Origin of the sequence: Flavobacterium sp. 316 (genome assembly GCF_000967805.1) — a bacterium.
In the GTDB taxonomy this organism is placed as follows: domain Bacteria; phylum Bacteroidota; class Bacteroidia; order Flavobacteriales; family Flavobacteriaceae; genus Flavobacterium; species Flavobacterium sediminilitoris.
Map to the genome: position 1 here is coordinate 197,257 of NZ_JYGZ01000003.1, position 15,073 is coordinate 212,329.

Consider the following 15,073-nt stretch of genomic DNA (forward strand, 5'->3'; position numbering starts at 1 on the left):
TTCTGTTTACAAAAAATGGTAAAGAAGAAAATAAAACGAAAATTACGTATTTCAAGATATGTCATATATAAAGAAACATTAGTTGATTACAAAGAACACTTATGGTCTTTTATTGGAGCATTTTTTGGTATTGGATTAATTGCTTTTTTACAAAGTAATTTACTATCAAAAACTGAGAATATTTTCCTTATTGGCTCTTTTGGTGCTTCTTGTGTTCTTATTTATGGTGCAATTCAGAGCCCTTTAGCACAACCTAGGAATTTAATTGGTGGTCATACAATATCGGCAATTATTGGTGTCACAATTTATAAAATAATACCTGACATTATTTGGTTGTCAGCTCCTCTTGCCGTTGCTTCCTCTATTGTTTTAATGCAAGTTACCAAAACCTTACATCCACCTGGTGGCGCAACAGCTTTAATCGCCATTATAGGTACTGAAAAAATTAAAGAGTTAGGATATTTTTATGTTTTATCTCCTGTGCTATCTGGCACACTTATTTTGTTTACCCTTGCATTAATTTTCAACAACATAACTCCTCGCAGACAATACCCAACTAATAAACGGTTTACAAATTCTATTCGGAAAGTTTTTATTAAAAAGAAAAGCTAAGTACTTTCAATAAAAAAGCCTCGCTTGGATATGAAACGAGGCTTTGTGAATTATTCTATTTCATTTTTTTCATAGATATCGCATTCATACAATATCGTAAACCACTTGGTTCTGGTCCATCTGGAAAAACATGACCTAAGTGCGCATCGCATGTATTACAAACTGCTTCTACTCGAATCATTCCAAATGAAATATCTTTAACATAACCTACTGCATTTTCTTTTATAGGTTGTGTAAAAGAAGGCCAGCCTGTTCCGCTTTCAAACTTCTCATTTGCATCAAACAACAAAGTATCGCAACAGATGCAACCATAAATTCCTGGCTCAAATAGAGAACATAATTCTGAACTATGTGGTCTTTCGGTTCCTTTTAATCGAGTTATTCTATATTCTTCTTCTGTTAATTGAGCTTTCCATTCGGCATCCGATTTTACTACTTTTTTATCTGGGTCAGGATTACCTCTATTCGTAAAATGTATAATATTATTCCAATTTAGCATAATTTTAATTTTTAAGAGTTAATCGTTTTTTTAAACTCAATAGTATCTGAAAAAAGTCGCATAATTTTCTTTAACTTAGGATTTATAATATTCTTGCAAAAAGGTTTTTCAGGATTTTTTAAATAATAATTTAATTGTTCTTCTTTGTTCATTTCGAAAGAACGAAAGGGTAATACTTTTGTAATTATCTTGTTATCAAATTCTTTTTGCAAATCATTAAGTATTGTTATTGCTTTATTTTCTTGCTCTTTTGAAAAATAATAAATTGCTGAACGATATTTTTCTCGCATGGAATGATTTGAAGTACAGCTATGTGTGTTTAAATGGACTTCAATTAAAGTTTTAAGACTCATTTTATTTAAGTCATATTCAACAATTACGGCTTCTGAAAAAGATTCATTTTCATTAACGGATGCAATCCAACCTTGCTCTACTCTATTTACTCCTATTAATGATTGAAATATAGCTTCTGTACACCAATGACAACTACCTCCAAATCCTATTTTTTCTATCATATTATTTTTTTTAAGAGCTACATGACAAGGCAGAACAGCCAATTTTATGTCGAGCCCAATCGGGTCTTTTAGCAAACCATTTTTCATACTTTGGTTGTTCGTCATAAGGATGTAAAAGCATTTCGTATAACTCATTTAACAAGTTATAATCACCTTTATCTGCATCTTCAATAGCTAATTGAGCCATATAATTACGTAAAACATATTTAGGATTAACCTTATCCATTGCTGTTTTTCGTTCCATATTAGAAAGATTTTCTATATTCAATTGATTTAAATATAAGGTTAACCAATAAAACCAAGTATCTAAAGTTAAGTCTTTTACCTCATCAATAATATAAAAAGCATTTTTAATTTTTTCAAATGCTGTTTCAACCGAATCTTCTTTATTAATTTCACTTAAATTTCTAAAGAAAATAGTCATGTCAGTCTCTGTAAGCTGAAGGTTTTCAGTTAATGAATACACTATATTTCTTGTGTTTTCATCTTCCTTTTTAATTCCTAGCTTATCATGCATCATTTTCAAATATTTCATCTCATACTTCTTTGAAAAATCATTCAAGATTTCTTCTAATGGCTTAGCTTCATCAATTAATGGATATAATGCATTGGCAAGTTGTAATAAATTCCATTGCGCAATTTTAGGTTGGTTACCAAAACGATAACGTTTATGTTCATTATCCGTTGTATTAGGCGTCCAATTTGGATTATAATCCTCTAACCATCCATAAGGTCCATAATCTATAGTTATTCCATGTATAGACATATTATCTGTATTCATTACACCATGGACAAAACCAACACGCTGCCAATTTACAATCATCTCTAATGTATTATTAGCAACTGCTTCAAAAAAAGAAATGTATTTATCTTTACCTTCTGTTTTTATTTCAGGATAATAATATTTTATGGTAAAATCTGTTATTATTTTCAAGTTTTTATAATCTTCACGAGCTGCAAAGATTTCAAAATTTCCAAATCGAATAAATGATGGTGCTACTCTACAAACTATAGCTCCTTTTTCATAATCCGCATTTCCATTGTACAAAACATCTCTTAGGACTTCGTCTCCACTTAATAATAGTGCTAAAGAACGTGTTGTTTGAACACCTAAATGAAACATAGCTTCGCTACATAAATGTTCTCTAATAGAAGAGCGTAAAACTGCGAAACCATCACCACGTCTTGAATAAGGTGTTTTTCCTGCTCCTTTTAATTGAAGCATATAATATTGATTATTATGCTCTACTTCAAATAAATTTATAGCTCTACCATCTCCTAGTTGTCCTGCCCAATGTCCAAATTGATGACCAGCATAACACATTGCATAAGGTTCTGTATTTTTTAAAACTTCTTTTCCCGAAAATACATTTAAAAATGCTTCTGAATAGGTATCTTCTTTTGATAAACCTACCAAATTAGCTACTTCCAATGCAGAATGAATAAGTTTTGGATTTGAAGGATTCTGTGGTTTCACATAAGAAAAACAGGCTTCTACTACTTGCCTAGGCTCGTTAACCTCAACTATATCTGAAGGCAATTCATTAGTAAATCTATTTTTTATATTGAGTTTCATTTTTGTTGTATATAAGAGTTACTTCTCTGTTAGCTTTTGCAATTCTTTTCCAATTTCAGTTTCTTTTGGATTTCTTAATCTCTTTGTGCCAATAACAATTGTAGGAAAGTTTAACTTTCTATTTTCATATAAATTTCTCAATTCGTCAGCATAAAATTCATTTTCTTCTACATCGTAAAACTGAAAATTTATATTTCGACTTTTAAAATAGTGAATATAATATTGTGTTTTATGACACCTATTAGCACCATAAATCTTAATAATTGGTAATTTAAGCATAATTTATAATGTTTTCAAAAATTCAATTGCTTTTCAACATTCAACTGAAAATCATTAAAGACAACATTGCTTTTTGATTTATTAAAATAAACCAAGGTATTCCACTTGTTCTATAATCATGTATAACTGAAGAAATATTATGAGTTTCTTCCGAACCTTCATCGTGTTTGAAAGAGATTTTTAAATCCTATTCTTTTGTATTTCAATAATTTTATCAAATGTATTGGTATGATTTCTTTAAAAACAGTTTGAATCGCTAAAAAGATAGCTTTATCATTTCCCTTTTAATGCATTTACCATTTTTTAAAGTAATAATACTTCATGACTATGACAACCTAGACACCAATGCTAAAAACAATATATTACTTTAACTTTTCTTCATAATTTGATAATTGAATAGGATTTACTCATTACCATTTTCATCAATCCATCTTTTCACCTTTAATTCTAGTGCTTTTCTTAGCTTAATTCCGTATTGTATTACATTTGTAGATATAACATTTCCCTTTCTTTATTTTAATTTATCGGCATACATTTTTCTTAGTTTAGCTATTTTTGGATCAATAACCGCTCTACAATAACCTGCTTCTTGATTTTCATTGTAATAATTTTGATGATAATCTTCTGCTTCATAAAAAACCTCTAATGGTTTAAGCTCTGTTACAATAGGCATAGTATATACTTCTTGTACATTTTTAAACGCTTTTTTCGCTATTTTTTTTTGTTCATCATTATGATAAAGTACAATAGAACGGTATTGTGTTCCTCTATCTGCTCCTTGGGCATTAAGAGTTGTAGGATCATGACTTGTCATAAAAATAGTCAATAAATCTTCATAAGAGATTTCATCAGCATCAAAAGTTACTTGAACAACCTCTGCATGACCTGTGTTTCCAGAACAAACTTCACGATAAGCAGGATTTTTAATATGTCCATCTGCGTAACCAGATACGATTTTTTCAATCCCTTTTAATCTTTGAATTACTGCTTCAATACACCAAAAACACCCACCTCCAAAAGTTGCTAACATTCTATTTTTCATTTTTTAAACCTTTCTTTTATAGTGTTGATTATTTACTTATACAAAGGTAGTATAGAAGTAATTTTTATACTTAATAATACTTCCTTTTTATTTGTGCTTTCTTCCCATAATTAAACTAAATACAATTTTAGCTTTAAAAATCAGGTATTTATACGCTATAAATAACTTTTTAATACTCTTAATTTTGAGTATATCTTAAAATATTTTCTAAAAGAAAAACAATAAAAAAAAAGCAAACAATAAAAACTTACAAAAATGGATTTCGAAAAAAGACTTGAAAAATTGTCTAAACCAGACATTATCTTAATTATTACTGACCAAGAAAGAGCTACTCAAAATTTTCCTATTGGTTGGGAAAAAGAAAATTTACATAGCCTTACATTCTTAAAACAAAATGGATTTAGTTTTGATAGAGCATTTTGTAATAGCTGTATGTGTTCACCTAGTCGTGCAACTTTATTCACTGGAACTTATCCTGCACAACATAATGTAACACAAACTCTAACTTTTGGTGGAGATTATTCTTCTGCAGAAGTAGAATTAAGCAATACATTACCCAATATGGCCAGAATGCTTATTGATGATTGTTATGATGTTCAATATCGTGGAAAATGGCACTTAAGCAAAGGTGAAGGAGAAAATGGATTAACCGCATCTGATGTAGCCTTATATGGCTTCAAAGGATGGGAAGCACCTGATGCAGGAGAAGATACTAAACCTGAAAACTTTGGTGGAGGATTTGCTAATCATGATAAAGATTATATCCAACAAGGAATAGCTTTCCTAGAACAAGTTAAAAAACGTCGCTCTAAAGGAGATAACCAACCTTATTGTTTAGTATTATCATTAGTTAATCCTCATGATGTGTTATGCTATCCTGGTGGGTTTGATTATGGTTATAATGACAATTTCTTAAAAGGATCTATTGGTTTACCTAAGACTGTTAATGAACATTTATTAGTAAGTAAAAAACCAATGGCACAAGAGCAAATTTTAATTGGTTCTGCATCATTATTAGGACCACTACAAACGGATGAAAAAAAACTAAATTACATTAATTTCTATGGGAACATGCTTAAATGGGTAGATAAGGAAATTAGTTTTTTCTTAGATACTCTTTATAAAAAAGACGTTAACAATGAAAGCTTAGCGGACAAAGCTATTGTATTTAGGTTATCTGACCATGGTGAAATGGGACTTTCGCATGGAGGATTACGCCAAAAAGCATTTGTAGCGTATGAAGAAGCTATTAGAATTCCAATAATTATATCAAATCCGATATTATTCCCAGCAGATGAACCACATAAATCAACCATGAATTTAGCTTCTCTGATTGATATAATGCCCACTATAGCTTCCCTAACTGGAGCTACTCCTCCTTCTGGATTACGAGGTGTAGATTTAACTCCTATACTTAAAGAAGATGTTTCTGTTCAAGATGCTATTTTATTTACGTATGACGATACTAAAGCTGGAGCTAATAATATGCCTTCTGCTGTGAAAGCCTCAAACAGACTGAGATGTATTAGAACAAAAGACTGGAAATTTGATTATTATTTTGACGCTTTAGGAGCTTATCCTACAGAATATGAACTGTATGATTTAAAGAATGACCCTGAGGAGACTACTAATTTAGCTTATGATTCTAATTATAAAGAGATCCGACTAGAATTAGAATTAGCACTAAAAAAACTTGAAGCAGAAAAATTACTAATTCACAACTAACCCTATTTAATATAAAAAAACACTTGCAGTTTATCAAATAAACTGCAAGTGTTTTTTGTTCAAAAATTATTTTAAAGATAATTAATCTAATCATTTAAAAACATCTCCCAGTTTTAAAATAATTGCATTACTTATTACTTCAATTCCTTACTTCTTTTTTTTGATTATAATTTTCATTTATTAAACTTATAAAAGCACTTTTTACATGAAATAAAAACATAATTAATTAAAAAACAGGTATTTATACGGTTAAAAAAACAATCTATACTAAATACCTTTACATAGTAATATTACAAAATCCCAACGTGGAGTTCAGAAACCACATTAATAAACGAGGCGAAAACCTGAAAAGCCTTATGAGTAAGGAAACAAATAAACAAACAAACAAATTATGAGTCAAAGTTTAGCAGCCTCATCGGCACAGATCGATGTTCTTGTAGTCATAGACACAGAGTACATCAAAAATAATTTTCCAAAGAATACTGACCCTAAAAAAGCTCAAGGTATAAATCATAACAGTCAATATATGATTTGCTATAGTCCTAGAGGAATTGTTTCTGGTCAAGGAACAGCAGATTTGAGTTTTAAAGCTAATGTTGGAGATAATGTTTCTTTTAGAGGCACATCAATTCAACAAAATTCTGATGATTCAGTAATTCTTTATGGAATTGAGTACTGGAAAGGAGATAAAGTTTTTAATACATTTACTACTAATATTGTTACTCGAAATAGAGCTGTTCAGCCTAATCCTGAACAACAAAATGGTATTCCACCTGTTTTAACAACTCAGAATTTTACAAGTTATGATTCTAAAATTGCTAGAGGTGGAACTGAAAACTTCTATGTTTACATTGCTGTCTATACTCTTGCTAGTGATGGACAAACACAAGAGTTATATGGATATTACTATTGGGATCCACAAGTTGTTGTTCCAACCTAGTTTTTCATCAACTTTATTAAACATAAGGTCTTAATTGAGAACACGAACATGAGAAATCTAGTTCGTGTTTTCTAAATTTAAATATATATTATTATGATGTCTACAATAACTCAACAGTCTATTTTTAAAATTTTGATTGTAATTGATACCGTTGAAATTCAAAAAAGATATACAAATCCAAATATTAACTATGATGAACCTATTAAAATAGATGAATCGACTTGGTTTGCTATCTATCCAAAAAAAACGAATCATAAATTACCTGATTCTCTACATTCTGTTTTTTTTCAGGCAAAAAAAAATCATAAAATTTCTATTTCAGGGATTTCTATTGATGGAGATTCGTCTGATAGTATTATGCTAAATGAAATTGAAAACTTTAATACAAAAAAAGAAACTTCTAATTTGTTTACATCAGTTTGTACTTCTAGAAATATTGTTACAAGTTATTTAAATACTGATAATGATCTAGCTATAACTAATACTAATCAAAATTTTATCTGGTTTGAATCTACTATTGCTTCTTTCGGGAAAAATAAATTTAAAATTATATTTTCAGTTTACAATTTAGATAATAATGGTAATCAACAAAATTTATATGGCTATTTCTGGTTTCCTTTAGAAATAAACATTCGCAAAAAATCAATATTCAATTAAACTTTTCATTTTCTGAAGTATTTTTTAAAACTTGATTCCTATATAAAAGAAATTTAGTAAGGTGTTTTTTTAACAGAAAGTAATCAAATAATTTTCCAAATATTCCAAATGGGGTTTCATATTGCAAAATATCTTGCATTATTGTAGTACCTTCTCTTTGTTCAAATAAATGTTGATGCTTAAATGATTTGAAATGCCCTTTTAATTGTTCGTCTATAAAATAAGTAGGAAATTCCATTTCAGATATGATACTTTGATGTTGAATATAAATCCCAAAATGTTTTCCTTTCCAAGTTACTGTTTCTCCTTTTTCTATTAATCCCAATGTAACTCCTGCAATTGCTTTTTCTTGCGTTTGACTAGCTGATTTTTGATGCAAATCAATATTTCTAGAATTATTGAATACCGTAAATATTGGAGCTTTTATTTCAGTAGTAATGTGTATAACTGTCATATCTTTTTTATTAAAGAGTTAATTGTTATTTTCTTTATTTTTTAGAAGGATAAAAAAGGCTATCGAAAATAAATTATATTATCAATGATATTAAGGTTTGTTATGACACTAAATTCTTAAATGTTTTCTCAATAGTATCAAATTGAAATTGAAATCCTTTTTGAAGCAACCGTTCTGGAACTACGTTTCTACTTTTCAAAACTAATTCAGATTCTGTACCAATAATTTTAGCTCCCATTTTTAAAAGTGATATTGACATTGGCAAACCAATTGATACTTTAACTGATTTTCTTAATCGGCTCATAAATATTTTATTTTTAATTGGTTTTGGTGCTACAATATTTACAATTCCAATCATTTTTTCTTGAACTACAAAATCGAGAGCCCTTGCAAAATCATATTCATGAATCCAACTTATAAATTGATTACCATTACCTTGTTTTCCTCCAAAACCTGTTTGTACTAATCTTTTTAATGGAGCAAAAGCACCTCCACTTTTTCCCAATACTATTGAGGTTCTTAAGGCTGTTTTTAATGTATTTGGTGTTTCTGTTTCAAAAAAAGCTTTTTCCCAAGCTTTAGCTACATTCATAGAAAAATCATTTCCTATTTCTCCATTGCTTTCTGTCATTTGCTTATCTTCAGAATGTCTATATATCGTTGCTGTAGATGAATTTAACCAATGTTTTGGTGGATTTTTACATTTTAAAACGGCTTCATTTAATATTTTAGTACTATCAATTCTTGATTTTAATATTTCTTGTCTATTCTTATTTGTATAACGACAGTCTACTGATTTTCCTGCTAAATTGATTAATACTTCTGTATTTTCTAATTCATTTTCCCAGCCTGTTAATGACACTGTGTTCCAATTAACATATTTAATATTATCTCTCATTCTTGATTTTCCTCTTGTTAGAATCACAATTTCATCAAAGCTATTATTAAAATAATTCACTAAAACTTGTCCTAAAAACCCTGTTCCTGCTACTATGACTATTTTTTTCATTTTCAACTATTTAAAATGATTAATAATGCTATTATTCGATATAAAACCCAAGTCATTGTTAAATACTTTGGTAATTCTAAAAGTTTAATTCTTCTGAAATGTTCTAATATCATTATACTTACAGTTAATCCAAACCAACCTAAAATTAGATATTCATTTATAATTACAAATTGGTTTAATAATAAAATTGGTAATAAGACTAAACTTCCCATTACTGAAACTGTAACTAAGTTCCCTATATAATTAAGTTGTTTTTGTTTATCTAATTTTTGAATAAACAAATATTGAAATCCAATTTGTCCAATAGCTAAAAGTATTTCTCTTCCAAAATTAGCTTTAGGTAAAAGTGTAATCATTTTTGCATATTGAAACAATACAATTGCAGTAAAAAAGGTTACAAATAGAATATAAAACATTCTATATTTTACATTAAAATCAGGAACACATTCCGTTGTATTTTTATTTTTAATTACACTTGGTGCAATTACTTTTCTGTTATAAGAAATAAATTTATATACTTTTTTTAGTCCATAATTTATTGGTTTCCAATTTCCTATTTTTTCTATCCAAGGAAATGAAGTTCCAATTACTTTTAGTAAACTATCAATCCCATAAAAAACTTTTTTATTTTGGGTATCAACTAAAGCTATTTCATTTTTTGCTCTATTAAAATCGATATAATTTTGTTCTTCCTTAATTATAGAAGCATATGATTTACGTCCATTTTCATCTAACATTTTTACTTTAATAAATCCAGAAGTATAAATATTGCATAATGGACAATCTTCATCATAAAGAAGTGTATGGTTGTTTAGCGTTTTCATCTTATTTTCCTTTTATTTTCAACACTTATTTCAGAACCTTCTGCTAGAATTATTGAATTTGGTTTCATTTCTTTTAAATGGGCAAATTCCTTTCCATATACATTTTCAAAATCAACATTAATTTTTGTTCTAATTACTTCATATTGCTTCCATCTAGGATGTTTTACTTCATATTCAAATGTTGTATTGTTATTAAATTTAGTATAACCAAAATAATGTTCGCAAATAAACTCTGCCTCTGTATTCTCCTCAATAGGAAGTAATTTGCTTTTAACTGTTACATCAATTGAATTCCATTTGTTATCTAACTTCCATTGATATCCAATATCCATTTTTCCTTCAGATAATATGATGTTATGATTCATTGGAAGTGTTTGATAGTGCTCTTTATAAATTGTATTAGCAACAAGAGTTAAGGCATATTTTGGAACAATTTCTTTAATAAATACCACACCTCTCTTCCATTCGTTATTTTCAAAACGTTTTACATAAAACCGAAGATTAACTTCTTCAAAATTAACATGGAATGGAATTTTAAATCCCAACAATTTGGTCTCTTGAAAGAGAAAGCCAACTAAACTTACATAGCATTTTCCGTTATAAAAATCTATTTCAGTCCCTTTTGGAAGGTATTTTTCCAAAATTGAAGCGTCAATTTCATAATTAATTAAAGCTAAATTTTTCCATTGTGCAGTTAAAAAGCTCATGTTCATTGTATTTTGTTTATGAATAATAAAAGTTAAGAAAAAGATCAAAAAAATCGGTATTGAGAATAGCCAATTAAAACTACCATCCCAAAGACAGAAAAAGACTATTACTAAGGTAAAATATACATATATGCATTTATTTTTTGGAAATTGTATCAGAAATAAAATAGCAGCTAAAACTTGCAATATTCCCGTAAAAACCAGCCCATAAGCTCCAAATAGTAATAATAACAAAGCTACTATATTTATGCCTTTTATTAGTTTAAGAATTGTTTTCATGCTTTTTTTTATTTTTAAACTTTCAGAAAAAAATGAAAGTTTTGATTAAATTTTTTTCTTTATTTCTTCATTATTTTTACAACTAGTTTGGCTAACCAATTGTCTTTATACTCGGTAATTTTATCTAAAACGTTATCTGCTTTTAAAACAAATTCATATAATTTGCCCGTCTGTTCTATAAAGTGTTTTTCTTCTTCCGTTTTATAGGCTTCAATAGATGAAACTTCTTTTAATACTTTTAATGCTGGTTTTATTTCTCTTTTACTTCTTTCTCTTGAAATTTTTACAGCTAATTCGTCTAAATCTTTTTCAGCTATAAAAAATTCTCTACGTTCACCTGCTTTATATTCTTTATAAACAATTCCCCAATCCATCAAAGCGCGAATGTTCATACTTGCATTCCCTCTTGAAATTTGCAATTCTTCCATAATATCTTCCATTGAAACTGGCTCATTACTAACCATTAACAAAGCATGAATTTGAGCCATAGTTTTATTAATTCCCCATTGAGAGCCAAGTGCTCCCCATGTTTGAACGAATTTATTTTTAGCCTCTTTAAATTGCATTTATTATCTCTTTAATTTGATACTACAAATGTATATAAAAGTTTTTAAACTTTCAAAAAAAAATGAAAGTTTGTTTTTGGCACAATAATTGATTTTAGTTTAAAAGAAAACAAACAAGATGCCTTATGAAATATACATTTAAAAATAACTTAGGAAGTTTAAGAAAAAGTTTTAAAATATTTGCAGCGACATTTGTAATACTATTTTCATTACAGAGTAATGCTCAAAAAGTTGCAATTAGTATCAATGTGAATTCACATCCTGAAGTTCACAATCACTATGAAGAGGTTGAATATTATTATTACCCAGAAATTGAGGCTTATTATGACACTCATTCATCTGTTTACATTTATTATGAGTCTAATAATTGGGTAAGATCAAGATATTTACCAAGATACTGCAGAGATTATGATGTAAATAGAGGTTACAGAGTGGCTATTGATTATCATGGTCATAGACCTTATACTCATTTTAAAACTCATAGAGTAAAATATCACAAACCATCATATAAAAAGGTTTATAAGCATAAACATTATAAAAAACACAAAAGACATTATTATGATGATGATGAAGATGACGATTAATTGCCATAATTTTTAATTGTTAGATTTTAAAAAACGAATTATTTTAAATAGTTCGTTTTTTTTATCTCTATTCCTTTTTTAAATAATTTAATATCATAAAAAAACTGCCTAAAAAATTATTTAGACAGTTTTTATATATTGTAATTATGTTTTTTATGCTAACATGGTAACAGGGTTTTCCATAAATGATTTGAAAGTTTGTAAAAACTGAGCTCCTGTTGCTCCATCAACTGTTCTATGATCACAAGCTAAAGTAACAGTCATTGTATTTCCTACAACTATTTGACCATTCTTTACTACTGGTTTTTCAACAATTGCTCCAACTGATAAAATAGCTGAATTTGGTTGATTAATAATAGAAGTGAAAGATTGTATTCCGAACATACCTAAATTAGAGATAGTAAATGTACTTCCTTCCATTTCTGCTGGTTGAATTTTCTTAGTTTTCGCTCTTCCAGCCATATCTTTAACATTTGCTCCTATTTGAGATAAGCTCATTTGATCTGTAAATTTCAACACAGGAACTACTAATCCGTCTTCTACTGCTACAGCAACACCAATATTTACATGGTGATTAATAATCATAGCATCATCTTTCCATTGTGAATTTACTTGAGGATGTTTTTTTAATGCCATAGCACTTGCTTTAACAACCATATCGTTAAAGGAAACTTTAGTTTCTGGAAGTGCATTAATTAATCCTCTTGAAGCAATTGCATTATCCATATCTAACTCAATTGTTAAATAATAATGTGGAGCAGTAAATTTAGATTCTGCTAAACGTTTTGCAATTACTTTTCGCATTTGCGAATTTTTAATTTCTTCTTGGAATACTTCTCCTGCTGGAACAAATGGTTTCACATTTGCAACTGTTGAAGTAGCTTGAGAAACTTCCGTTTCAACTGATTTAGTTACTACAGAAGATGGTGTGAAGTTCTCAACATCTAACTTTACAATTCTTCCATTTTCTCCAGATCCTTTAACCTGACTTAAATTTATTCCTTTTTCTTTAGCTATTTTTTTAGCTAAAGGAGAAGCAAAAATTCTACCACCTGAGTTAGTTTCAGAAACTGAAGTATTAGAATTAGAAACTACAGCCTCTTTTTCTTCTGTTTTAGTTTCAGTTTTTACTTCCTCAGCAGAATTATTACCTGACTCATTTTTATAATTAGCAACTATATTAGAAACGTCAGTTCCTTCTGGTCCTAATATTGCTAAAATTGTATCAACTGGTGCAGAATCTCCTTCTTGAACTCCAATATAAAGTAGAGTTCCAGCATTAAAAGATTCGAACTCCATTGTTGCTTTATCCGTTTCAATTTCGGCTAAAATATCACCTTCATTAATTTTATCACCTACTTTTTTAAGCCATGTTGCTACAGTTCCTTCTGTCATTGTATCGCTCAAACGAGGCATTGTAACAACAACTACTCCTTCAGGAATTGTAACAGCTTCATTTGTTTCTACTTTCTTTTCTTCAACATTTGTATTCTCTTCAGTAGCAGATATTTTATCTCCTGCTAATATTCCTGAGATATCTTCTCCTTCTTTACCAATAATTGCTAATAATGAATCTACAGCAGCCGTTTCACCTTCATTTATTCCAATATGTAATAACGTTCCAGCATTAAAAGATTCAAATTCCATCGTTGCTTTATCCGTTTCAATTTCGGCTAAAATATCACCTTCATTAATTTTATCGCCTACTTTTTTAAGCCATGTTGCTACAGTTCCTTCTGTCATTGTATCGCTCAAACGAGGCATTGTAATTACTGTTGCCATAGTATTATAATTTATGAGATAAAAATGGATAATTTTCTTGATCGTAGACTACGTCATACATCACACTTAAATCTGGGTATGGAGATTCTTCTGCAAAATTTTCACATTCTTCTACTAAATCCCTTACTCTTTGATCGATTGCTTCTATTTCTGAATCTGAAGCATATCCATTTTCTTTAATAATATCCAAAACTTGTGTAATTGGATCTATTTTTTTGTATTCTTCAACTTCTTCTTTTGTTCTATAATGTTGTGCATCAGACATTGAGTGTCCTCTGTATCTATATGTTTTCATTTCAAGGAATGTTGGCCCATCTCCACGACGCGCTCTTTCGATTGCTTCATGCATTGCTTCAGCAACTTTTATTGGATTCATTCCATCAACTGGTCCACAAGGCATTTCATAACCCAAACCTAATTTCCAAATATCGGTATGATTTGCTGTTCTTTCAACAGAAGTCCCCATAGCATATCCATTATTCTCTACTATAAAAACCACAGGAAGTTTCCAATTCATTGCCATATTAAAAGTCTCATGCAATGAACCTTGACGAGCTGCACCATCTCCAAAATAAGTCATTGTAACTCCTCCAGTTTCAAAATACTTATCTGCAAATGCTAAACCTGCTCCTAAAGGAATTTGACCTCCTACAATTCCATGTCCACCATAAAAACCATGTTCTTTTGAAAAAATATGCATTGATCCTCCTAATCCTTGAGAAGTACCTGTTGCTTTTCCTAAAAGTTCAGCCATAACTCTTCTTGGATCCACACCCATTCCTATAGGTTGAACGTGATTACGATAAGCTGTAATCATTTTATCCTTAGACAAATCCATTGCGTGCAAAGCACCAGCTAAAACTGCTTCCTGACCATTATATAAATGTAGAAATCCTCTTACTTTTTGTTGAATGTAAAGTGCAGCAAGTTTATCTTCAAACTTTCTCCATAACTGCATGTCTTCATACCACTTAAGGTAAACTTCTTTTGTTATTGGCTTCATTTGGTTTATTTTGTTAAATT

17 protein-coding genes are annotated in these 15,073 nt (G+C 29.2%); 5 read left to right on the forward strand and 12 right to left on the reverse strand.

Annotated elements, in window-relative coordinates:
- The first annotated feature begins 15 nt into the window (after positions 1 to 15).
- The gene (locus tag SY27_RS07230) at positions 16 to 612 is read left to right on the forward strand and encodes an HPP family protein (RefSeq protein ID WP_045968692.1); all 597 of its coding nucleotides are present in this window, start codon (positions 16 to 18) and stop codon (positions 610 to 612) included.
- A gap of 55 nt (positions 613 to 667) precedes the next feature.
- Here SY27_RS07230 and msrB read toward each other — a convergent pair whose 3' ends face one another.
- The 5 genes from msrB to msrA form a co-directional block, all read right to left on the reverse strand.
- Complete coding sequence (gene msrB, locus SY27_RS07235; protein ID WP_045968694.1) at positions 668 to 1,111, reverse strand: peptide-methionine (R)-S-oxide reductase MsrB; 444 nt, start codon at positions 1,109 to 1,111, stop codon at positions 668 to 670.
- An 11-nt stretch (positions 1,112 to 1,122) separates the two neighbouring features.
- Positions 1,123 to 1,626 (reverse strand): peptide-methionine (S)-S-oxide reductase, encoded by a 504-nt coding sequence (locus SY27_RS07240; protein WP_045968696.1) that lies wholly within the window; start codon positions 1,624 to 1,626, stop codon positions 1,123 to 1,125.
- A 10-nt stretch (positions 1,627 to 1,636) separates the two neighbouring features.
- Complete coding sequence (locus SY27_RS07245) at positions 1,637 to 3,202, reverse strand: YdiU family protein (protein WP_045968697.1); 1,566 nt, start codon at positions 3,200 to 3,202, stop codon at positions 1,637 to 1,639.
- Positions 3,203 to 3,220: 18 nt separating this feature from the next.
- The gene (locus SY27_RS07250; RefSeq protein WP_045968699.1) at positions 3,221 to 3,481 is read right to left on the reverse strand and encodes a glutaredoxin domain-containing protein; all 261 of its coding nucleotides are present in this window, start codon (positions 3,479 to 3,481) and stop codon (positions 3,221 to 3,223) included.
- A 511-nt stretch (positions 3,482 to 3,992) separates the two neighbouring features.
- Positions 3,993 to 4,523 (reverse strand): peptide-methionine (S)-S-oxide reductase MsrA, encoded by a 531-nt coding sequence (gene msrA, locus SY27_RS07255; RefSeq protein ID WP_045968701.1) that lies wholly within the window; start codon positions 4,521 to 4,523, stop codon positions 3,993 to 3,995.
- A 255-nt stretch (positions 4,524 to 4,778) separates the two neighbouring features.
- Here msrA and SY27_RS07260 point away from each other — a divergent pair, with 255 nt between their 5' ends.
- The 3 genes from SY27_RS07260 (at position 4,779) to SY27_RS07270 (ending at position 7,845) form a co-directional block, all read left to right on the forward strand.
- Positions 4,779 to 6,248, forward strand: coding sequence for a sulfatase-like hydrolase/transferase (locus tag SY27_RS07260; protein ID WP_045968703.1), 1,470 nt, complete (start codon positions 4,779 to 4,781; stop codon positions 6,246 to 6,248).
- 391 nt (positions 6,249 to 6,639) lie between these two features.
- On the forward strand, positions 6,640 to 7,188 hold the full coding sequence (locus SY27_RS07265) for an inclusion body family protein (RefSeq protein WP_045968705.1): 549 nt from the start codon (positions 6,640 to 6,642) through the stop codon (positions 7,186 to 7,188).
- Between the two features lie 93 nt (positions 7,189 to 7,281).
- A complete protein-coding gene (locus tag SY27_RS07270; RefSeq protein ID WP_082084317.1) occupies positions 7,282 to 7,845 on the forward strand; it encodes an AidA/PixA family protein in 564 nt (187 codons plus the stop codon).
- Here SY27_RS07270 and SY27_RS07275 read toward each other — a convergent pair.
- From SY27_RS07275 to SY27_RS07295, 5 genes are all read right to left on the reverse strand, one after another.
- The gene (locus SY27_RS07275) at positions 7,838 to 8,299 is read right to left on the reverse strand and encodes an SRPBCC family protein (RefSeq protein ID WP_045968708.1); all 462 of its coding nucleotides are present in this window, start codon (positions 8,297 to 8,299) and stop codon (positions 7,838 to 7,840) included. The genes SY27_RS07270 and SY27_RS07275 overlap by 8 nt on opposite strands.
- A gap of 100 nt (positions 8,300 to 8,399) precedes the next feature.
- Complete coding sequence (locus SY27_RS07280) at positions 8,400 to 9,308, reverse strand: TIGR01777 family oxidoreductase (RefSeq protein ID WP_045968710.1); 909 nt, start codon at positions 9,306 to 9,308, stop codon at positions 8,400 to 8,402.
- Positions 9,309 to 9,310: 2 nt separating this feature from the next.
- Positions 9,311 to 10,132 carry a DCC1-like thiol-disulfide oxidoreductase family protein gene (locus SY27_RS07285; protein WP_045968713.1) on the reverse strand — a complete coding sequence of 274 codons (822 nt, stop codon included), beginning with the start codon at positions 10,130 to 10,132 and terminating at the stop codon, positions 9,311 to 9,313.
- Complete coding sequence (locus SY27_RS07290; RefSeq protein WP_045969294.1) at positions 10,129 to 10,839, reverse strand: YqjF family protein; 711 nt, start codon at positions 10,837 to 10,839, stop codon at positions 10,129 to 10,131. The genes SY27_RS07285 and SY27_RS07290 overlap by 4 nt, the downstream gene beginning before the upstream one ends.
- 338 nt (positions 10,840 to 11,177) lie before the next feature.
- Positions 11,178 to 11,684, reverse strand: a complete 507-nt coding sequence (locus tag SY27_RS07295; protein ID WP_045968715.1) for a GbsR/MarR family transcriptional regulator — start codon at positions 11,682 to 11,684, stop codon at positions 11,178 to 11,180.
- 125 nt (positions 11,685 to 11,809) lie between these two features.
- Between SY27_RS07295 and SY27_RS07300 the strand changes: the two genes are divergently transcribed.
- Positions 11,810 to 12,268 (forward strand): hypothetical protein, encoded by a 459-nt coding sequence (locus tag SY27_RS07300; RefSeq protein ID WP_045968717.1) that lies wholly within the window; start codon positions 11,810 to 11,812, stop codon positions 12,266 to 12,268.
- Positions 12,269 to 12,421: 153 nt separating this feature from the next.
- Here the strand turns inward: SY27_RS07300 and SY27_RS07305 are convergent, their stop codons facing one another.
- Positions 12,422 to 14,050, reverse strand: a complete 1,629-nt coding sequence (locus SY27_RS07305) for a pyruvate dehydrogenase complex dihydrolipoamide acetyltransferase (RefSeq protein WP_045968719.1) — start codon at positions 14,048 to 14,050, stop codon at positions 12,422 to 12,424.
- 4 nt (positions 14,051 to 14,054) lie between these two features.
- A complete protein-coding gene (gene pdhA, locus SY27_RS07310; protein WP_045969296.1) occupies positions 14,055 to 15,053 on the reverse strand; it encodes a pyruvate dehydrogenase (acetyl-transferring) E1 component subunit alpha in 999 nt (332 codons plus the stop codon).
- Between the last annotated feature and the right edge of the window lie 20 nt (positions 15,054 to 15,073).